Origin of the sequence: Niabella aurantiaca DSM 17617, from assembly GCF_000374125.1 — a bacterium.
Classification (GTDB): Bacteria; Bacteroidota; Bacteroidia; order Chitinophagales; family Chitinophagaceae; genus Niabella; species Niabella aurantiaca.
The window spans coordinates 106,633-127,582 of record NZ_KB893643.1; the positions used below are offsets into that span (position 1 = coordinate 106,633).

General features: G+C 49.7%; 20 protein-coding genes. 7 read left to right on the plus strand and 13 right to left on the minus strand.

What is annotated here, in order from left to right; genetic code table 11:
* Nucleotides 1-3: 3 nt before the first annotated feature.
* Nucleotides 4-1,380, minus strand: coding sequence for a sigma-54-dependent transcriptional regulator (locus B160_RS0116960; protein ID WP_018629117.1), 1,377 nt, complete (start codon nucleotides 1,378-1,380; stop codon nucleotides 4-6).
* 120 nt (nucleotides 1,381-1,500) lie between these two features.
* On the opposite strand from B160_RS0116960, the gene B160_RS0116965 reads away from it, so the two are divergent.
* A complete protein-coding gene (locus B160_RS0116965) occupies nucleotides 1,501-1,920 on the plus strand; it encodes a response regulator (protein ID WP_245562237.1) in 420 nt (139 codons plus the stop codon).
* A gap of 14 nt (nucleotides 1,921-1,934) precedes the next feature.
* Here the strand turns inward: B160_RS0116965 and B160_RS30750 are convergent, their stop codons facing one another.
* Nucleotides 1,935-3,329: an ATP-binding protein gene (locus tag B160_RS30750; protein WP_018629119.1), complete on the minus strand. Its 1,395-nt coding sequence runs from the start codon at nucleotides 3,327-3,329 to the stop codon at nucleotides 1,935-1,937.
* Between the two features lie 482 nt (nucleotides 3,330-3,811).
* On the opposite strand from B160_RS30750, the gene B160_RS0116980 reads away from it, so the two are divergent.
* Nucleotides 3,812-4,009: a DUF6496 domain-containing protein gene (locus tag B160_RS0116980; protein WP_018629121.1), complete on the plus strand. Its 198-nt coding sequence runs from the start codon at nucleotides 3,812-3,814 to the stop codon at nucleotides 4,007-4,009.
* Nucleotides 4,010-4,026: 17 nt separating this feature from the next.
* Here the strand turns inward: B160_RS0116980 and B160_RS29445 are convergent, their stop codons facing one another.
* Entirely contained in the window at nucleotides 4,027-4,497 is a 471-nt protein-coding gene (locus tag B160_RS29445; RefSeq protein WP_018629122.1) for a low affinity iron permease family protein, read from the minus strand.
* Between the two features lie 48 nt (nucleotides 4,498-4,545).
* Nucleotides 4,546-5,031, minus strand: coding sequence for a CinA family protein (locus tag B160_RS0116990; RefSeq protein WP_018629123.1), 486 nt, complete (start codon nucleotides 5,029-5,031; stop codon nucleotides 4,546-4,548).
* A 156-nt stretch (nucleotides 5,032-5,187) separates the two neighbouring features.
* Between B160_RS0116990 and B160_RS0116995 the strand changes: the two genes are divergently transcribed.
* On the plus strand, nucleotides 5,188-5,571 hold the full coding sequence (locus tag B160_RS0116995) for a YciE/YciF ferroxidase family protein (protein WP_018629125.1): 384 nt from the start codon (nucleotides 5,188-5,190) through the stop codon (nucleotides 5,569-5,571).
* 141 nt (nucleotides 5,572-5,712) lie between these two features.
* Here the strand turns inward: B160_RS0116995 and B160_RS0117000 are convergent, their stop codons facing one another.
* Entirely contained in the window at nucleotides 5,713-5,892 is a 180-nt protein-coding gene (locus B160_RS0117000) for a hypothetical protein (protein WP_018629126.1), read from the minus strand.
* A gap of 159 nt (nucleotides 5,893-6,051) precedes the next feature.
* Between B160_RS0117000 and ku the strand changes: the two genes are divergently transcribed.
* The 3 genes from ku (at nucleotide 6,052) to B160_RS0117015 (ending at nucleotide 9,968) form a co-directional block, all read left to right on the plus strand.
* Nucleotides 6,052-6,828 carry a non-homologous end joining protein Ku gene (gene ku / locus B160_RS0117005; protein WP_018629127.1) on the plus strand — a complete coding sequence of 259 codons (777 nt, stop codon included), beginning with the start codon at nucleotides 6,052-6,054 and terminating at the stop codon, nucleotides 6,826-6,828.
* A 28-nt stretch (nucleotides 6,829-6,856) separates the two neighbouring features.
* Complete coding sequence (ligD, locus tag B160_RS0117010) at nucleotides 6,857-9,403, plus strand: DNA ligase D (RefSeq protein WP_018629128.1); 2,547 nt, start codon at nucleotides 6,857-6,859, stop codon at nucleotides 9,401-9,403.
* Nucleotides 9,404-9,497: 94 nt separating this feature from the next.
* On the plus strand, nucleotides 9,498-9,968 hold the full coding sequence (locus B160_RS0117015; RefSeq protein ID WP_018629129.1) for a ferritin family protein: 471 nt from the start codon (nucleotides 9,498-9,500) through the stop codon (nucleotides 9,966-9,968).
* A gap of 54 nt (nucleotides 9,969-10,022) precedes the next feature.
* Here the strand turns inward: B160_RS0117015 and B160_RS0117020 are convergent, their stop codons facing one another.
* The 7 genes from B160_RS0117020 to B160_RS0117065 all read right to left on the minus strand — a co-directional run bounded on the left by B160_RS0117020 (nucleotide 10,023) and on the right by B160_RS0117065 (nucleotide 17,655).
* Nucleotides 10,023-10,616, minus strand: a complete 594-nt coding sequence (locus tag B160_RS0117020) for a DUF4142 domain-containing protein (protein WP_083927729.1) — start codon at nucleotides 10,614-10,616, stop codon at nucleotides 10,023-10,025.
* A 78-nt stretch (nucleotides 10,617-10,694) separates the two neighbouring features.
* Nucleotides 10,695-11,555: a glucose 1-dehydrogenase gene (locus B160_RS0117025; RefSeq protein WP_018629131.1), complete on the minus strand. Its 861-nt coding sequence runs from the start codon at nucleotides 11,553-11,555 to the stop codon at nucleotides 10,695-10,697.
* A gap of 191 nt (nucleotides 11,556-11,746) precedes the next feature.
* Nucleotides 11,747-12,094 (minus strand): hypothetical protein, encoded by a 348-nt coding sequence (locus B160_RS0117030; protein ID WP_018629132.1) that lies wholly within the window; start codon nucleotides 12,092-12,094, stop codon nucleotides 11,747-11,749.
* Nucleotides 12,095-12,263: 169 nt separating this feature from the next.
* Nucleotides 12,264-12,533, minus strand: coding sequence for a hypothetical protein (locus B160_RS0117035; protein ID WP_040680025.1), 270 nt, complete (start codon nucleotides 12,531-12,533; stop codon nucleotides 12,264-12,266).
* A gap of 19 nt (nucleotides 12,534-12,552) precedes the next feature.
* Nucleotides 12,553-13,008 (minus strand): hypothetical protein, encoded by a 456-nt coding sequence (locus B160_RS29450; RefSeq protein WP_051107198.1) that lies wholly within the window; start codon nucleotides 13,006-13,008, stop codon nucleotides 12,553-12,555.
* A gap of 1,005 nt (nucleotides 13,009-14,013) precedes the next feature.
* The gene (locus tag B160_RS0117055) at nucleotides 14,014-15,831 is read right to left on the minus strand and encodes a glycoside hydrolase family 2 protein (protein ID WP_051107214.1); all 1,818 of its coding nucleotides are present in this window, start codon (nucleotides 15,829-15,831) and stop codon (nucleotides 14,014-14,016) included.
* A 375-nt stretch (nucleotides 15,832-16,206) separates the two neighbouring features.
* The gene (locus tag B160_RS0117065; RefSeq protein WP_018629139.1) at nucleotides 16,207-17,655 is read right to left on the minus strand and encodes a Gfo/Idh/MocA family protein; all 1,449 of its coding nucleotides are present in this window, start codon (nucleotides 17,653-17,655) and stop codon (nucleotides 16,207-16,209) included.
* A 264-nt stretch (nucleotides 17,656-17,919) separates the two neighbouring features.
* Here B160_RS0117065 and B160_RS0117075 point away from each other — a divergent pair, with 264 nt between their 5' ends.
* Nucleotides 17,920-18,138 (plus strand): hypothetical protein, encoded by a 219-nt coding sequence (locus B160_RS0117075; protein WP_018629141.1) that lies wholly within the window; start codon nucleotides 17,920-17,922, stop codon nucleotides 18,136-18,138.
* Nucleotides 18,139-18,842: 704 nt separating this feature from the next.
* On the opposite strand, the gene dnaK is transcribed toward B160_RS0117075, so the two are convergent.
* Nucleotides 18,843-20,765: a molecular chaperone DnaK gene (gene dnaK / locus B160_RS0117090; protein WP_018629144.1), complete on the minus strand. Its 1,923-nt coding sequence runs from the start codon at nucleotides 20,763-20,765 to the stop codon at nucleotides 18,843-18,845.
* Between the last annotated feature and the right edge of the window lie 185 nt (nucleotides 20,766-20,950).

Here is a 20,950-nt window from a genome sequence, read left to right on the forward strand (position 1 = left end):
GCGTTATTCCGGCTCCTGGAATAGTTTTAGTTTATTGTACAATGTTTTCCGGTCTATTTTCAGCAGCTCCGCAGCCTTTTTCTTATTGAAATTCACTTTTTGCAAAACAGCCATGATCGCCTGGTATTCCGCGCGGCCGGCCACTTCCTTCAACAGGTCCCGGGGCGGCCCCGCCGGCATTTCCGTTTCCGGACCGGCCTGCTTATAAAAATCCATGATCTCGGGGGCCAGCACCTCCTCTTCCACCACGCCGCCGGCCGGTGTCAGCAACACTGCCCGGCGCACTACATTGCGCATCTCCCGGAGGTTGCCCGGCCAGTCGTATGCCTGAAAAGCTTCCAGCACCTCATCAGAAAAGCCGTTCACCTGTTTTTCGCTTTCTGCGCAGGCATTTGTCAAAAAGAATGCAGCCAATGGCCGGATATCATCCCGCCGGTCGCGCAGGGCCGGCAGGTGAATGGCAAATTCGTTGAGCCGGTGGTACAGGTCTTCGCGGAACCGGCCCTTTTGACAGGCGATCTTCAGATCCTCATTCGATGCCACAATGATCCGTACATCCGCTCCGATCTCCCGATTGCCTCCCACCCGTTTAAATTTCCGCTCCTGGATGATCCGGAGCAGAATGGCCTGGATATCGGGCGACAAATTGGCGATCTCATCAAGAAAGAGCGTACCGCTGTTGGCCATTTCAAAATGCCCTTCCTTATCCTGCAGGGCGCCCGTAAAAGCGCCTTTTACATGCCCGAAGAGCTCACTGCCCGCCAGCTCCCTGGAAAGCGTACCGCAATCGAGGGCAACAAAAGGCTTTCCGGAGCGCTTGCTGTTGTCGTGTATGGTCCGGGCGATCACTTCTTTGCCGGTGCCGCTCTCGCCATATAAAATAACACTGTAATTAGTGGGCGCTACTACATTCACCTGCTGGTACAGCGCATGGGTGGCCTTTGCCTTGCCAATATAATATTCCTCCGAAAAAGCACCGGTACTGCTTTGCGACACCGGTGCCGGCCCGCTGCCCTCACTCCGGGTGATCATTTTTTTCAGCAACTCCAGCACTTCTTCCGGAACCAGGGGCTTGGGGATGTAATCAAAAGCGCCCAAACGCGTCACTTCGATCGCCGGCCGGATGTCTGAATAGCCGGTAATGATCAGAATGGCAGCCTGATTGTTCAAATATTTCAACTCCCGCACCAGCTGGGCGCCATCCATATCCCCTAACCGGTAATCGGCGATCACCGCATCAAACCGGCCGGTCTTGTATTTGGCAATTCCTTTATTACCGGAGTAAGCCGTTTCTACCTCATAACCGTTCTTTAAAAGGTAACGCGTCAGTAATTGGCATAAATCGGCATCATCATCAATGATTAGAAGTTTATGGGGCATATATTGAGGTTTTTTTTACACACACAATGTACAGCGCAAATCGTGCCGCTTTTTTTTACGAACAAATAACGGAGCCGGCAATAACGTTTTTTTTGGCAGCATAATTGTCTGTTTGTAGACGTGGAAGGTAGTTTTACCGAATATCAATCCGTACACGCGCCACCGGAACAGCCGTTAAAAACGTTGATCATCGACGATGAAGATGATATGTATTACCTCCTCAGGAATATTCTGAAACAACGTAATATCCAAACGGTGTTTGCCGGGTCCATTGGTGAAGGGCTGAAGGTTCTGAAACAGAACCCGGACGTTTTTTTGATCTTCCTTGACAATCGCCTGCCTGACGGCCTGGGTTTTCAGTACATACAGCAGCTCAAGGCCATTGCAGATGTTACCGTGGTCATGATGACCGCCTATGATACCAGTTATGACCGGAAGATGGCGAAAAACAACGGCGCCGACGATTTTATCGGCAAACCCTTTACCAGGGAGGCCATCCTGTCGATCGTAGACCAGGCCCCTTCTGCAGACAATACCTGAAGAACCTTCTGTGGTTACAGCAGGTTCAGTGAAACCGTAAACGTGCTTCCCTTATCCTTTTCGCTCTTCACCCGGATACTCCCTTTATGATTCAGGATGATATTCTGTGTATTGGTCAGTCCGAGCCCGTTTCCTTTTTTCTTCAATGTAAAATAAGGTTCAAAGAGGTTTTGCAGGGTGCTCTCATCCATGCCGCTTCCATTATCCCTGATCTCCACAATGCACCGCTCCCCCTCTTTTCTGGTGACCAGCTCCAGGATACCGTCCCGCCCGTCCATGGCCTCAATTGCGTTCATAATAATGTTCAGGAAAGCCAGCTTTATCCGCTCCTTGTCCACCATTACATCACAAAGATCGGGCGAATAGCTTTTAATAACCTGCACTTTGCGCAGCAGCAGCCGGTCCTTCGCCATATCAAGGCTTTCATCCAGGATCTTGTTGACATCTTCTTTTTGTTTGTCCAGCTGTATGAATTTAGTCGCATTCAGCAGGTCGGCCACCATCTGGCTGATGCGGGCCGAGTTCCGGCTGATGATACTGATCAGGAGCTTCCCTTCCGGATCCTGGTCGATGCAGGAAATATCCTGCAGCTGCTCCGTTGCCAGGGCTATATTGGTCAGCGGGTTCCGAACTTCATGGGCCACCACCCGCGATACCCTGCCGATGCTTGCCAGTTTTTCAATACCCTTGAGCTCGCTCAGTATTGTATTCTTATCACTTAGTTCCTTTACATTGCTCTCCAGCTCTTTCCGGTACTGGTCAGCAATGCTGTTTGCCTTCTTTTTTTGCCGGTACTGACTGTTAAAGGTAAAGATCGCATACAGGGCAGCTATCAAAGCCATGCACAGCGACAGGATCGTCATGGCCTCGGTGCTGGTATAAAAATTATTGAGCTTTGTGATGCTTTTTTTCATCAGCCGCTCCTCGATACCGGTCATTTTCTGGATCTGCTCATAGATGCTGTCGGCTTGCGCCAACTGTGCCGACCCTACCGTTGTCCGCTTCAATGTAACCGGTGCTTTCTGATGCGCCAGCACCGCTGCAGACAGCTCCGACAGCCGCCGGTCCGTCATGGTATACAACCGCTTTTCATTTGCCGATTGTACAGGATCGGTATTGGTAAGTTGCTTTACTTCACCGTGCAGCGTCACGAGGTTGGACCGGGCCGTGTAAAATCCGTTCAGGAACTGGGGCAACCCGTTGATGATATAGCCGCGCACATTGGATTCGGCCTCGCCCATTGCCATTTTTATATCCCCCATCTTATTGATCAGTGTATAGTTATTTACGATCCAGTTCTTTTCCCGCTGTAACCGGCGGTTGGTAGACAGGATCAGGATATAGGACACGAGCAGCAGCAGCGACGAAAGCGCATAGCCAAGCCTGATTTTATTTAAGGACAATATCATAATAAAACATTGAAATAAACCGCCGGAAGAACAGCACAGCGGACACGGGGTTTACAAAAGGCAGATCCCAAAACAAGAAAATAATGAAGACCCTCACATCACTTCATTGATCTTTACACCCGTGATGTTCCTGAATCTCCGGAGGGCCGTACACAAGATCAGGTTCCGTAAAAGTACATAACTTTTTTAATATCATCCCTCAGGACGAATCCGGGGTGGGTCAGACAGACACCTGTATGCCTTTAGTCCGAACATCCGGAAATCTGAACGGCATCCTTCAGGGAAATCCGCCAACTTCTGCGGTGGGGAAATAATTCCACATCCGCATATCCAAAGCTGTGCCTCGCCGGGAGCCACCTGGCTGACACCACGCTGTCCGCGCCCAAAAAAACGTTCCCGCAGCTGCCGCGCGGAATGTATGCAGTTGTAGCAGCAGCTATAACTGGCAAGGGTTTTGTCCGTAACAAATAAAATTTTACGTTATGGCAAAGTATTCAAAAAAAGCAGGCGATAAGGTAGAAAAAGCCATGCATGAAATGAAACACGGCGATTTAAAAAGCGGCAGTGGTAAAAAAGTTACCAGCCGGAAACAGGCCATTGCGATCGGCTTATCCGAAGCCCGCGATGCCGGCGCCAAAGTACCTAAAAAGGCTTCCCGAAAAAAAGCAGCAAAGGCCTAAACCGGCAATACTGCCTTTCAGGCCTCTGTTTGACGGCTGGCATCCCCCGGAGCCCCGGAATTGTTTTGCGGGTGACCGGCGTCATCAATGGATCGGGAGCTTTTGTTGTTTTTGCTTCGCTTTATCTTAAGGGACAGCCGCTGGTAATACCGGTGCAATACCTCCAGTTCATCTTCCGTAAGATCTTCGATGTCCACCATCCGGTTACTCGCCTGCTGACTGGCAGCGATCAGCTCATCCAGTTTCAGTTGTATGGCCCGGCCATCTTTGTTCTGGGTCTTTTGAATGAGGAACACCATCAGGAAGGTGATGATGGTGGTACCTGTGTTGATCACCAGCTGCCAGGTGTCGGAATAGTGAAACACCGGGCCCAGTATCAGCCACACCAATACGAGGGCACATGCACATCCAAAGGCAACAAAGCTTCCGGACCACAAGGTAATGCGGGCCGCAACCCGCTCAAAAACATTCGTTTTATTCTTTTTCATAATTCCGTTTTTTAGTACAATCCACCGGCGCGGCCGGGTCCGGTATCCTTACCTGTTGCGCAATGCGTCCGTGATCTTTTTTGCGACACAGGCAATGGTTTGAAGGATGATCTTTTCCGGCGACCCGGAAAATACGACCCGCTCAGAGAAAACAGTAACACCGGCCATCATTCCACAAACAAACATTGTACCGACCGGTTTTTCCGGGGTTTCGCTTCCTCCCGGTGCGGTTAGGCCGGTGACCCCCACATGAATATCAGCGGGGATCAACGGCATCAGCCCCCGGGTGATGGCCGCAGTTACCTCGGCCGATTCGGGCGTATATCGCTTCACAAGCTCCGGCGTCACGCTTAAAACCTCCTCTTTCACTGATGCATCATAACATACAAACCCGCCTTTCAAAAAACTGCCTGCATCCGGCAATAGGGCAAATTCGGCAGTGAGCCGTCCCGCCGTGGCGCTTTCGGCAAATGCGATCGTTTGCTTTTCTTTCAGCAAAAGCGCCGCACATTCGATAAGATCTTGCTTCATCATAAAATAAAAGATTTGAACCAGCAACCGGTTGCCCGGCACTCTTTGGCTTGATTTTTTTCTGATTCATACAACAGCCGTTCATAAAAACAGGGAGGCATTCATCGCCTCCACCAATACGGTCTTATAAAATTTTCTCATTCCCAAAAAACAAAGATCATGACACAAACAAAATCAGGTAAGGCAATGACCACTGAAAAACGCAGAGAAAGGAACTCCGCCGCCATTTCCCCCGAAATGAAGAACAGCGAGTTCCACCGGTTCTTTGTAGACGAGCTTAAAGACATTTACTGGGCCGAAAAACATTTAGCAAAATCGCTTCCAAAAATGCAAAGGGCGAGCAACAGCGAGGACCTGGCAGCGCAAAAAGCAGAGCACTATGAAATTGCAACGTACGGAACCCTGCACGCCTTTGCCGAGCAGATGGGTCATGCCGATGTGGCAAAGCTGCTGCAACAAACGCTGGATAATGAAAAAGCAACAGACCTGGCCCTCACTAAAATAGCAGAAAGCTTTGTTAACGAACAAGCCATGGCCGAATAGATGCCGGTTTCACAATTCACGGTAAAACAGACTTTTTGATCAGCCCCGCCTATTGATCAACACCGGAGTACCGGCAGCGCCGTTGCGGAAATACTGACACGGAACTGTAGAAAAAACGCCCCACTCTTTTTCGGAAAAGCACTATGGATTTTTTTTTGCGCGTTTTTTCACTTTTTTCTTTTGTTCCGGTTCAAATACCTCTTCCAGCTTTTGCATGGGTGTGGAAACCGGCCCTTCCATATGCTCCTGCGGATCGGTATTGTGCAGGGTTTCCGGATCGGGCTTTATTGTTTCTTCCTTTTTTTTCTGCTTTTTTTCCATGATCTTTCTTTTTGATGAACTTTATAATAAACGGAAAATGATGCCAATAAGGCCCGGTTGTGATGTGCATGATTTTTGAAGTCTTCTTAACGCAGCATCATTTATTTGTACCGGGCAGGAAGATCCGGATAAATACGTATCATCTAAAAACAAGAATATATGAAAGCAATATGGACCGGCGCTATTGGTTTTGGCCTTGTAAACATCCCCGTAAAATTATATGCCGCCACAGAAGAAAGCAGTCTTGACCTGGACATGCTGGATAAAAAAGATCTCAGCAATATCCGGTTCAAAAGGGTAAATGAAAACACCGGTAAGGAAGTGGACTGGGAGCATATTGTAAAAGCCTACGACTACGAGGGAAAATATATTGTGCTGGAGAAGGCCGATTTTGAAAAGGCAATGCCCGAGAAAACGAAGTTGCTGACAATAGACCAGTTTGTAAAAACGGAAGAGATCGATAGTATCCTTTTTGAGACCCCCTATTACCTGGAGCCGCAGAAAGGCGGTGAGGCCGCTTATACGTTATTAGCAGAAGCCCTGAAAAAAACCGGGATGGCAGGTGTTGGAACGTTTGTGCTGCGCACCAAAGAAGCCCTGGGTGTGCTTCGTTTTTATGAGGGCCTGCTGCTTTTTCAGCGCATCCGATACGCACAGGAGATCCGGGATACCGGCGACCTGAACATTTCGCACAGGACCATCAAACCATCGGAACTAAAGATGGCCACTGCGCTGATCAACCAGCTGTCACAAACATTTGATATCAGCGCGTACAAAGATCATTATACTGCAGCGCTCATGAAGATCATCCAGGCAAAAGCAAAAGGCAAAAAGATCAGTCAGCCAAAAATGAAAGTAGTGTATAACAAATCCAAGGATCTTATGGAGCAGCTGAAAGCCAGCCTGGCCGCCTCAAAAACAAAAAAGGTCTCCTGAAAGGCCTGTAACATTAACCCCTGCAAACGTGGCACCGTTAAAAAAATACCAGCAAAAAAGGAACTTTAAAGAAACGCCCGAACCGGAGGGAAAACAACGTCTTCCGGATAAACACGCGTTACATTTCGTCATTCAGCGGCATGCCGCAACCCGTTTGCATTATGATCTCCGGCTGGAAATAAAGGGCGTGCTCAAAAGCTGGGCGGTGCCCAAAGGCCCCTCACTGAATCCCGCAGATAAACGGCTGGCCATGATGGTTGAAGACCATCCCTACGACTACCAGTTCTTTGAAGGCAGCATTCCCAAAGGGAATTACGGGGCCGGCGAAGTAGAGATCTGGGACAAGGGCACCTACGAAGCACTGGAAAAACAGCCGCGAAAAAAAGAGAAGACCGTTTTAATGGAAGCCGTAAAGAACGGTTCTGTAAAATTCATCCTTCATGGCAGAAAGCTGAAAGGGGAATTTGCATTGGTCCGTATGAAAAACACCCCGGAAGATAACGCCTGGCTTTTGATAAAACACAAAGATGCCCATGCAGTCGATACGCCTTATGACGCAGAGCTGCATGTAAAAAAAAAATCAAAGGTAACCACCGCCGTTCTTGAAAAACGATCAAAGAACAACAGCCGGCAGAAAGCCGTTTCCCGCAAAAGAGCACCTTTCCTGGCCGCGGAAAAAAAATATGCACATTTTATCAAACCCATGCTGGCCACCCTTGCCGCCCGGCCCTTTACAGACGGGGGCTGGATATTTGAGATCAAATGGGACGGTTACCGCGCCATTGCCGAAACCGGGGGGCAGTTCCGCTTTTATTCGCGCAACGGGCTCAATTTTGCCGGAAAATATCCGGAAATAGCAGCTGCATTGCAACAGCAGGAACAGGAGATGATCCTCGACGGGGAAATTGTAGCTTATAATGAGGCCGGGGCTCCTGATTTTCAGACGCTCCAGCACTATGGAGACCATCCCGGAGCGCCGATGGTCTATTATGTGTTTGACCTGTTATTCCTGAACGGGCACAATATCGAAGAGCTGCCGCTGCTGCAAAGAAAGGAATTGCTGAAAGAAGCGCTGACGGAGAACGGCCTGATACAATATTGCGATCATGTGGAAGCCGACGGAAAAGGTTTTTTTAAAGCCATCCAAAAGAAAAACCTGGAAGGCATGATCGCCAAACGGGCCGCAAGTGCCTATACCGAAGGAAGAAGAAGCGGCGCCTGGCTTAAGATAAAACACCACCATACTGAAGAGGTCATTATTGCCGGTTATACCGAACCGAGGGGCGGGCGCAAAAAATTCGGTGCACTGATCCTGGGGCGATACAAAGGCGACCAGCTGATCTATGCCGGTCATACGGGTACCGGCTTTGATGATCAATCACTAACGGAACTGTATGAGCGGATGCAGCCCCTTATCATTCCGCGGTCGCCCTTTGAAACAACACCCAGGACCAATATGCCCGCCGTATGGGTACGCCCAAAGCTTGTTTGCAATATCAAGTTTTCCGAACTGACAAAAGATCATATTTTTCGCCAGCCTGTTTTCCAGGGGCTCCGGGAAGATAAAACAGCAGCGGAAGTCATGATCGCCCCAAAAGAAGAAGCGATGACAAGAACCACCACAAAAAAGCAAAAAGAAAACCCGGAAGCAGCCGCCCCGGGAGCGAACGAATACCGGATAAAAGCAGATGGCAAGGAAGTGAAGCTCACCAATCAGCAAAAGCGCTACTGGCCGGAGGAAGGATATACCAAAGGCGACCTGGTCGACTATTACAATAAAATAGCACCGGTCATACTGCCTTTCCTTAAAGACCGGCCGGAAAGCCTGAACCGTTATCCGGATGGTATTTCCGGAGAAAGCTTTTATCAAAAGGACGCGGGAAATATTGCGCCTGACTGGATGAGCACCGCTCCTATCTACTCGGAAAGCAATCAAAAGGAGATCGACTATATCTTGTGCAATAACCGGGCTTCCCTGCTGTACCTGGCCAATCTTGGCTGCATTGAGTGCAACCCCTGGAACAGTACCGTTAAAAAGCCGGATGCACCTACCTACCTGATCATGGACATTGACCCTTCTGCAAACAACAGTTTCGAGCAGGTTATTGAAGCCGCCCTGGCCACCCGGCAGGTGCTGGATGATTGCGGCGCGGCCTCCTTTTGCAAAACCTCCGGCGCTACCGGTTTGCACATTTATATTCCCTTAGCCAACAAATACCTATATGAGCAGGTCAAAGATTTTGCCCACCTCATTGCCATCCAGGTGGTAAACCTGCTGCCTGCAACCACCACCCTGGAACGGAACCTTAAAAAAAGGGGCACTCAAAAAATATACATCGATCACCTGCAAAACCGCCGGGGACAAACGGTTGCCAGCGCGTACAGTGTGCGGCCCAGACCCGGCGCCACTGTATCGACCCCGTTAAACTGGAAGGAGGTAAAGCGGGGACTGAACCCGTCGCAGTTTGATATAAAGACCATCCACAAACGGCTGAACCGGGTAGGTGACCTGTTCCGGCCGGTATTGGGCAAGGGCATTGATATGCGGCAATGCCTCAAAAAGCTTGGCGCATAAACAGGAAGCGCCCTTTCTTGCCTTTTATAAATTTGGCGCAATAATTGAAAATTTTTAAGAGACCCGAATTGCCGATAAACGACCCAAAAAAAACATGATGCATCATACAGAAAACAACATCCGGGAAATGGAAGTGCTGAACGATCTCATGGAGATCCACACGGAAAATATCGAGATCTATGAACGGTTTAAAGTGCATTGCGCGGGATGCTACCTCGCCGAATTCATTGAAGACCTGATCCAGCAGAGCCATTGTTTTATCTGGTCGATCCGCTCCTACCTGCAGGGGACAGCGTCCGGCAGGCCCAATACCGGCAACCGGGCCGTGTACGAGGTTTGGAACGGCCTACGGGCGGTATATACAGCCAACAGGCCTCCCGGGCTCCTGGCAGTACTGGAATACAACGAAGACGCCGCGATAAGGGCCTACGAAATTGCACTGGCCGGCGATGCCCTGAACATCGGGTTGCAGGATATACTGCAGTATCAAAAAGAAATACTGATCGATAATCAAAAGAATATCCGGCGCATGCAGCATCCGTGGGGAGCCTGTTCCGCTTCTTAATGCCTGTACCCGCTAAAGGTAGTGAAGACGATACCGGACTCAAAATACAGACTGTTATCGTTTCAGAAGGCTGTCTGTATGCCGGGCATGCTGCAGGTGCCGCTGCAGTACCGGAAGTTTGCCTTCCGCCCATTGTGCCAGACGCTGATCTGCACCATTACCGGCATATTTCCGGAAGACCTCCACGTCCTCCTCATGATCCTCCACCATCAGCGACATATATTCTTTATCAAAATCAGCGCCTTTCAGCGTCTGCAGGGCTGTATATTTCCTTTTCATACTCTCGCTCAGCGAGTCGGGCAGCGAAATGCTTTTCTGCTCTGCCAGTACTCTTAATTCATTATTAGCCGCTGAATGATCTTTGATCATCATTAAGCCGAATTCTTTTACATCCTCCGACCGGCCGTTCTGCTGGGCCAGCTGCCCCAGCTGTACTTCCAGCAGGCCGCCATCGGCTGCCGTTACCGCAAAATCAGCATCCCTTTCAAATGTTGCCAGAGACGGGTTTGCCGAATCGCTCCTGTTAAATTTGAGCTTATTGGAATCCCCCGCGGCCCTTTCGCTGTCCGGTGCTGTGTTACAAGCTGCTGCAATCATGCCCAGCAGCAGGATCATCCGGAATCGCATTCCCAAACAATAGCGTATCATAAAAATAATTTTAAGTTGTTTAATAATCGGCAGCAGCACCGCCCCGGGCTCTATCCTGTTTGCCACAGCCCGGCTGCTTTATCCATTGATGATCTCCCCGCCATTGGGATGCAGCACCTGCCCCGTCATAAAGCTGGCATCATCGCTGGCCAGGAATAAATAACACGGAGCGATCTCATTGGGCTCACCTGCCCGCTCCATGGGCACATCGCTGCCAAAACCGGCTACCCGCTCTTTATCAAATGAAGAAACAATGAGCGGTGTCCATACCGGCCCCGGCGCAACAGCATTTACCCGGATCCCTTTTTTTACAAGATTGCCCGCGAGGCTCCGGGTAAAGCCAACAATGGCCCCCTTGGTAGACGCATAATCCATCAGCGTGGGGCTGCCCCTGTAGGCGGTCACTGACGTGGTATTGATGATACAGCTTCCTTTCTTCATATGCCTGATCGCATATTTCGCCAACCAGAAACAAGAAAAGAAATTGGTATAAAAGGTCTGTAAAAGCTGTTCGGTACTAATGTCTTCGATCGATGACTGCACCCACTGGGTTCCTGCATTATTCACCAGGACATCGAGCCCGCCAAAGGCCTTTATCGTTTCTTCAACAACCTTCCGGCACTGTGCTTCCTCGCTGATATCCCTTTTGACCAGGCGACAGATGCCACCATCCGCTGCGATCAGGCCCTGGGTAGCAACGGCATCTTCATCCTCGCTCAAATACACGATCACCACCCGGGCGCCTTCTTTTGCAAAGAGCAAGGCAACCGCCTTGCCAATGCCGCTGTCGCCCCCGGTGATCAATGCTGTTTTGCCGGCAAGCTTTCCTCCCTCGTGCTGCTTCGGTTCGCTCTCCGGCCGGGGAAGCATTTCATGCTCCATTCCGGGTCTGGCTTGTATCTGGCCGGGCCGCAGCTTTTCTGTTTTCTCTTTTTCCATGATGCTGTTTTACCAATGAATAAAATACCTGCTCTTCTCAACAGGACAGGCAGTGCGCCAATACCGCGCGTACCACGCCGGAACGCATGTTCTTTCTGAACCTGAAACCAGCGTTACATAAACGGGAAAAGCGCCCTTCCCTCCCGTTCTTTTCCGGATATGCGTTGGGGTTTTAGACAATCCATGTACGGCTATTTATTCTGGACACGCATTTGCCCCATATCAAACTGCTGGTTTGAAAAAGAAGCGGAAAAGTGATGCACATATTTTGCAAATGCAGGAAGGGTCAGCGCTCCCTTGAACTTCTTGACAGGAAGCTCCCCGCTATCTGCCGGTGCTCCCTTTGTATGATCGTATGCATACAATACAACAGCGAACCGGTCTTTTTCAAAGGTAATTTTAAGCGTTACGGGTGTAAACCGCTCAGAATGATAATTGGGGAAGATGGCTGCGAGGCATTCATCAAGCGCCCCATTCAGGTCAAGGGCCGCATTCCCCGCAAGGTCATGCGCCGATAATTCAAATGGTTGTTCTTTCATTTTTACATCCTCGCTTTTTAAACAATCCTCCTGCGATCGCGAAACACCAGATCGCCGGCAGGCTTCTGTTATCTCCTGTTATAATGACGCCAGGCACTGGTCTGCCGGCAGCAGGAGGGGCAGCGCACGGGGCCTGCAGTACCCATTCTGTGGATTTTTTTCCGCACGGTCATCCATAAAACGGCGATCCTGCACCTGCCTGCACAGCGCTCCTTTCCCCGGAAAAATAGTCAAACGCCACTACGGCATGGTCCTTCACACACACTTCAATATAAAAATCGAAGACCTGGTAGCGTGTATAGACGAATTCCTGAACGGATCTTTCAGAAACAAACCGGGCTTCCCACAAAACCTGAAGCTGCTCTTCTTCACTGGCCCGAAGAAATTGATCCAGCGTCATAAGGGCGTCTTGTTTTTTATCGTTGATTGTATCGAACATGCCTGTATCTTACCCGCCGTCAACCGGCAACGAGCCTCCGGGAATGGCCCATTCTTCTTTTATAAAAGAGGCCGAAAACAGCTCCTGCCGCTATAAGGGCGCCGATCCCGATCTTCAGATAGCGGCTGAGTTCCGTTCTCATTCCGGGTTTGTGTTTTTCGATCTCACCGACAGCTTTTATAAACTGTGCAATCTGTTCATCTGAATACACACCATAGGCGTCCAATAGTGTACCCCGGGCCCCGTCATGCGTTCGCAAAAGATACAATATGGAACTATCGGCAGGATCGCTCTCGCCTTCAAACCGGTAAAAGTTCTTTATGGTCACTTCATCGGGTAAGTACACTTTTCCAGCACCGTTGTAAGAAAGCCCCTGATCATTCATAAAAAAATCCCGGGTATATCCTGCCTTCACGGCGCTATGGATACACTCGCTAATGGTATTCATTTTCTGGGAAGACGTTTCTTTTTTCATAGTCCTGTTTATCATAGCCGTAACAAAAATGCTGCCGGTATCTGTAAAAGAATGCCGTTCCTTCCGGAGCGTACGGCCTGCTTATTGCAGCAGATCGTTTTTAAACAACTCCATTATGATACGCAAGCTAAAATCCGGCAAATACCGGTTGTACTCAAGAAAACCGGATAAGAGAACAAATAAACGCAGGAACCTCGGGACCTTTGACACGTTAGCCGACGCCAAAAATCACGAGCGGGAAATACACTATTTCAAACACCACGCCTGAACAGGCTGGCACCGTACGTCCGCACTTCGCGGTAAAAATAACCGCAAGGTACGCGTAAGGCGGCCGCAAAGAGCGCAACAAGGCACCCCTGCAGAGGCTCTGCAAACCTCGCGGTAAAAAAAACGAGGTTGTATCAAAAATTTTTCATTTGTCATGCCGAGTTTTCAATTTGCGTTGCAAAATCAATGAAGCCATGACATAACATGTTTTGGGTTATCCTGAAGATGTCATCCCGGACTTGTTCCGGGATCTATTCTTGATTCTTGTTTCAGGATCTGCCTAAATCGTGCATAGATGCCGGATAGATGCTGAAACAAGTTCAGAATGACAACACGCTATAAAGCGACTTTTGATACAATCTCGTTTAAAAATAATATTTTGATGCTCCTTATAAGCGCCATCCGGCGCGTTGTTGTCGTTAAAGCCGCGCTTTAGCACGGCTTTAACGAAGCTGTAATTTCATTAGTGCCATGGGCACGGGTCATTATGCCCCGAGCCCATGGCTCTCTGTTGCTCTTTGGGACATATAAACGGGTTGAAACCCGTTCTTGCCGGATCTTTCGAGGCTATGCCTCTTTTGCTAAAATGATCGTTGAACCCCGCTTTTTACAGATGGCGGCTACAGCAAAGCCCTAAGTAGCGGCAATAAAAAGCCCGTACCCTTTTTGTGACGATAAGGATGCTCCCGGATCGTTTTTAAACAGCTTCCAAGAAACCTCTGAAAAGCGGACCGCAGATCAGGGCACCAGCGACCGGTCATACAATTGCTGGTGTAAGCGGAACATTTTATCTTTTGAAAATTTCAGCACTTTCCGGTCATAGGTGTAGAGGCCGTTGATCTCCACTTCTACATCCGTTGTTTGTGTATATACGGCAGCGGAAAGTCCCTTCTTGATCAGGACCGGCAACCGGTTGATGAACTCCTCATACTTATTGTAAAGTTCCTCGGGGTTCTTAAAGCTCTGGTACCCCCAGTTGCCGCTCGACACCCAGGTATGGCCTTCTACCGGCAGACCGAGGCCGCCGAATTCGCCCAATACGAGGGCCTGTTTATTACCATACATTTCCGGGTCCGGCATCATGGGTGCCGGGTACCGGTGAAGGTCCATTATATGACCGGGCAGTCCTTTTACATAATTTCCGCCACTCGCTGCATTTACCAGCCGCGAAGGATCATAGGCCACGGTCCAGTCAACGATCTCCCGGGTATCAAACTGCCCCCAGGCTTCGTTAAACGGAACCCAGCAAACAATACTGGGATAATTATGCAAATGATCCATGATCGCCTTCCATTCTTTTTTATGGATGGCCGCCGATTCCGGTGTCCGCTGCTTATCCTGCGGAAGACCTGAAATAACTCCCGGGTACTGATCCCACACGTTTCCGCCCCTGTCGCCGCTGGGCATGTCCTGCCATACCAGCATGCCCATTTGATCGCAGTAATAATACCAGCGGGCCGGTTCAACCTTTATGTGTTTGCGGATCATGTTAAAACCCAATGCTTTTGTCTGCTCAATATCAAACTTCAAAGCGTCATCTGTAGGGGCTGTGTACAACCCGTCCGGCCACCAGCCCTGGTCCAGCGGTCCATACTGAAAAACAAATTCATTGTTCAGCAGCATCCGGAAAATGCCGTTCTTATCTTTAGCTATGGACGACTTGCGCATGCCGAAATAAGAGCCTGCCTCATCAATGATCTTTCCCTTGCGTTTCACCGCGATCTTCAGATCGTATAAAAACGGGTGTTGCGGCGACCAAAGCTTTGCACCGGGAACCGGCAGTACCATCCCCTTCCCGTTTGCCGAAGTCTGTGCCGCCACCTGGCGGTCTCCGTCCCAGGCGGATACGAGGATCTCATCGCCCGGCCGGAGATGATCCACATTGACCGCAACATCCAGCTGCTGCCTGTCGATATCCGGCGTGTGCTTTACCGATGCAATATAAGTGGCGGGCACTTTTTCCAGCCAAACGGTCTGCCAGATGCCGGTGACCGGTGTGTACCAGATGCCATGTGGCTTTGTGACCTGCTTTCCTGCCGGCTGCGGGCCTTCATCCGTTGGATCCCATACCCGGACAGCCAGCGATTGGCGGGTTCCTTTTTTTAAGGCATGGGTGATATCGATTGAAAAAGGGTCATAACCGCCTTCATGCTCTCCTACTTTGATCCCGTTCACATAGATCCGGGCTGCCCAATCCACCGCCCCAAAATGCAGCAACAGTTTGCCTTTGCGAAGAGCGGCCGGTACCTCTATGGTACGGTTGTACCACAGTACGCTGTCCTTTCCCACTGTTTTTCCAACGCCGCTCAGTGCAGATTCGATCGCATAGGGCACCAGGATATTACCGCTGTATTGGGCCGGAACGGATCCTGTTTCGCTTTTTGGAAGCACGGTATATTGCCATAGCCCGTTTAAGCTTTTCCAGTTATTGCTCCGGGTGAGCTGCGGCCGCGGATACTCCGGAAGCGGGTTGGCTGCGTCCACTTTTTCGGCCCAGGAAGTTTTGATCTTTCCTGCTACCGGTTTCCACTGCGCATTTACGCTTGCTGCACTCATAACTGCAACAAATAAAAGCGACCATACTGTTTTTTTCACTTGATTGTTGGTTGTTGTTTAAAAATATCGTTCTTTCTGATCTTCCGGGGCAATCGTATTTTGGCAACCGGGGTCGTTCAAAAATACAAATCCCCGGTAGAAAAACGAAGCGGTTTCGCTTAATTGTTTAAACAAATTTCAGCGAAGATCCGTAACAGGCAGGATAAGCAGCGAAACCCCCGAGAATAATGCCTGCAAAAATAAAAACTTCAGGCGCTTTGCATTTTTATCCGCCCGTTTTTCATTGACATGGAAAAGAAAAAGAAAAATGAACCATTTGCGCTAAAAAGCGCTCCCCCGGTTTGTGAGGAGCGCTTTTAAAAACCGCTATACTGATCAATGTACGTTCAGCTGTTTGGATGCTTCTTTTTTCTCAAGGTTAACCACCCCGGTGGTGCCACCGCCTTTCAGCGTCAGCTCTACAGGGGCATTGGTCTTCCAGGCACCGCGGGTAAAGTCAGGAATATCCACGCTGGAAGAGCGTTTGGCAATGGATCTGCCGCTCAGCGGGAACAGGCAGCTCCAGGCCACACCGTCGTACACATCCTGATCCAGCGGAAGACCGTTGCGCAAACAATCGATCAGCCGCCAGTCCATCATAAAATCCATACCGCCATGGCCACCTATTTGTTTGGCAAGGTCGCCAATTTTCCGGACGATCTCAGGAGTATATTGTTCGTAGAGTTTTTTCAGCTCTTCCTCTTTGATCCATTCATGACCGAAGGAGATGCGCTCTGGATCGGGCCATTTCTGCGCCATGCCTTTGGTACCGCTCAGGAGGTGGATACGGGAATACGGGCGGGGCGAGGTTACATCATGCTGGATCATGATGGTTTTTCCTTTATTGGTTTTAATGGTGGTGGTGTTCATATTGCCGCGGTAGGTTTTGCCCACGAACTGCTGGAAGTAAGGATCTTTGGCAGCAAGATCTTTTGCCATCTGTCTCATCTGAAAGTCATTGCTGGACACGGATACAAGCCAGTCCATTTTATCGCCGCGGTTGATGTTCAGGCACTGCGCTACCGGACCAAGACCATGCGTGGGGTACAGGCAACCGTTATGCTCATAATTTTGGCGGAGGCGCCACATGTTCTGATAACCGGTATCTTTTTTGAAGTTGAGACTCCGCAGATCGTGAAGGTACGCTCCTTCGGCATGTACCAGTTCGCCAAACATGCCCTGGCGGGCCATGTTGAGGGTCAGCAACTCGAAAAAATCGTAGCAGCAGTTCTCAAGCATCATGCAATGCTTGCGGGTGCGCTCGGAGGTTTCCACCAATTTCCAGCCGTCTTCCAGGGTGAGTGCAATGGGCACTTCGGAAGCGGCGTGGCAGCCGTTTTCCATGGCAAAAAGGGCCATGGGCGTGTGGAGATGCCAGGGCGTAGTGATGTACACCAGGTCCAGCTTCTCTTTCCGGATCATATCTTTCCAGCCATTTTCGCCGGAATACTCCTTCGCAGCAGGGCGGCCGGTTTTCTGCACCAGGTTATTGGATCTGGTGGCGCGTTGGGGGATCAGGTCACAAATGGCAACGATCTCCACGCCGTCGATGTGCGACATCCGCTGCACCGCACCCGGGCCGCGCATCCCCTGCCCGATGAAGCCGATGCGTACTTTATCGATCCTGGGGGCCCGGTAGCCGCTCATATTAAAACGGGCACCACTTTTTTCCAGTTCATAAGAGCGTTGCATTGCTTCATCGCCAGCGGCAAATGCAGGCAGGTCAATGGCAAAGGCACCCGCACCAACAGCAATGTTTTTAAGAAAATTTCTCCGGTTACTCATAATGGAAGTATTTTGTTGTTAAGCAGATAAAAATACCCAATATTGCATCACCGGCACTGTGCAAACGATTGTTCAATAGCCGGTTTCCGGAAACTGTAATACAAGGGATTATGAAAGCGCCGGGAACTGCCGGTCCGGATCACCTGCCGTTGCAGGTGATCCTTGTCACCAAAATTGGTGATAGTGCTTCTTTAAAACACATTAGGAGTAAAGCATATTTATTGTATTTTTGATGCATCGTACGCCTTCAAATATAAAAATCTCATGACGAAAACTTACACAGCTGCCCTTACTTACCCTGAATTTGAACACAAGCCCGCTGCATTGACCAAATACATTGAGGCCACAGGAATTTTTACCATCATGCTTAAAACCGGTGCCATTGTGCACTTCAGTCCATGCGACACCGACGGTTTTCGCAGCTGGTTAACGGAACACAATATACCCGATATACGCACGCAAAACGATAACGACGTGCATTAAACTTTATTCAACTTTGTATTTCACGGTTAGCAAGGGCCGGTTTTGTCTAAAACAGGCCCATTTAAAGTTCCGGCCCGGGTCCCGTGCACATCTGATGCTGAAGTCCTCCTATTCTGAATTTAAAAACCGGCCTTCTGTTATATTTTATTGAACGGTTCAGGAAAGGCGCCGTCTGCCGCAGATTAAAATGCAATGCTGATCCTTCCCGTTTTTTGGCGATCCCATGAGCGTTTATCCCCGCCTGTCCGCCGGTTGACCTGGCCAGGCGGGAATGATTTAGCAGGTGCGGGCAACTTCAATAAAGGCAAACAGGCAAAGGCGCCCATCCGGATGATCCGTTCGGACGGGTAACGCGCCGGGGGACCTTTGTAACCCGGAGTGATTCATGGTTTATCCAAATGCCGCATTGATTTCTTTCGTAAAATCAACTCGACGCAGATACGAAGTTTCGGGGCTGCCCCCTGGAGTCTTGTGCCTGTTTCAGTCCCGGGGTTACGGGGATAAATTCCATGGATCTATGAAAAGTGAAAGGCGATCCAACCCGTCTATCGTCTTTTAGCATTCCATGCCAGGGTATTGGATCCACATTTTCGGATTCACACATTCTCTTCGGAACCGACGGCTCACTGCTGAAGCCCTTTTTCTATCAAATAAAAATCCCGGTAATTGCTTACCGGGATCACTTTTTGCTATTGTGTATCCGTTTACTTCACTTCTTCAAACGGCACATCGGTTACGTCATCAGCACCACCGGCTGCAGCTCCGCCCTGCTGACCGTTGTCGCCGGGTTGTCCTGCATTGGCCTGCGCCCCGGCTTCAGCACCCTGTCCGGATTTATAAATATCCTCACTTGCAGCCGTCCATGCGGCATTCAGCTCTTCCATGGCCTTATCGATACCTGCAATGTCCTGTTGCTTGTGTGCCTCTTTTAATTTTTCAGCAGCGCCCTCGATCACCGATTTTTTATCGGCGGGAAGCTTATCACCGTATTCCTTCAGTTGTTTTTCTGTCTGGAACACCAGGCTGTCTGCAGCGTTCAGCTTGTCAATTTTTTCGCGTTCGGCTTTATCCGTTGCTTCGTTCGCCTTTGCTTCTGCCTTCATTTTTTCTACTTCTTCCTTGCTTAAGCCACTGCCTGCTTCAATATGGATCTTTTGTTCCTTCCCGGTGCCTTTATCTTTTGCCGTTACATGCATAATGCCGTTAGCATCGATATCAAAGATCACTTCGATCTGGGGCACACCTCTGGGGGCCGGCGGAATGCCGTCCAGGTTAAAGATACCGAGGCTTTTATTATCTTTTGCCATCGAGCGCTCGCCCTGCAATACATGGATCTGTACGCCCGGCTGGTTATCGCTGGCAGTGGAGAACACTTCCGATTTCTTGGTGGGGATCGTTGTGTTTGACGGGATCAATGCGGTCATTACACCGCCCATGGTTTCGATACCCAGGGAAAGCGGGGTTACATCCAGCAATAAAACGTCTTTTACTTCCCCGGTCAGTACCGCTCCCTGTATGGCCGCACCTACAGCCACTACCTCATCCGGGTTTACTCCTTTGTTGGGTTTTTTACCAAAGAATTTCTCTACAATTTCCTGTACTTTGGGTATACGGGTGCTTCCTCCTACCAGGATCACTTCATCAATTTCAGAAGGGTTCATACCGGCATCCTTTAACGCAGCTTCACAGGGCTTTAAACAACGGGTGAACAGGTTGTCTGCCAGTTGCTCAAATTTAGCGCGGGTCAGCTTTTTCACCAGGTGTTTGGGAACGCCGTCCACCGCCGTAATATAAGGCAGGTTGATCTCCGTTTCGCTGGAAGACGATAATTCGATCTTTGCTTTTTCAGCGGCTTCTTTCAGACGCTGCAGGGCCATAGGGTCCTTCCGCAGATCAATGTTTTCGTCTTTCTTAAATTCTTCTGCCAGCCAGTCCATAACCACTTTGTCAAAATCATCTCCACCCAGGTGTGTGTCCCCGTTCGTAGATTTCACTTCAAATACCCCATCGCCCAGTTCCAGAACGGAAATATCAAACGTACCTCCACCAAGGTCAAATACAGCAATTTTATGATCTTTACCGCCTTTATCCAGGCCATAAGCCAGGGCGGCAGCGGTAGGTTCGTTTACAATACGGCGTACATTCAGTCCGGCGATCTCCCCTGCCTCTTTAGTAGCCTGGCGCTGCGCATCATTAAAGTAAGCCGGCACCGTAATAACCGCCTCGTTCACTTCCTGGCCCAGGTAATCCTCGGCTGTTTTTTTCATCTTCTGCAATACCATGGCAGAAATTTCCTGGGGTGTGTACAGGCGTCCGTCTATATCAATACGAACCGTATTATTGTCACCCTGTGCTACCTTATAGCTCCAGTGGCTGATCTCTTCAGAAACCTCATCAAAACGGCGGCCCATAAAACGCTTTACAGACATGATGGTGTTTTGCGGGTTTGTAATGGCCTGTCTTTTAGCAGGATCGCCCACCTTACGCTCACCGTTTTTCAAAAATGCAACAACAGATGGGGTTGTACGGCGCCCTTCATCGTTGGCAATCACCACCGGCTCGTTACCTTCCATTACCGCAACGCAGCTGTTGGTGGTTCCTAAGTCAATACCAATAATTTTACCCATAATATTTAAATTTCTCCTTTTATTAAAAATTACCACATTTTATGGCAGTTATTAGCTTTCAATGATTATGCCGCAGTGATAAAATATGCAAAAATGTCAGTCATCAAGCCGGGGAGCAGCCATTCGTCTGGTTGCCGGTGAGCGGGGCTTCCGCATTGGGCATATTGACTTCAACGACCGGTGCC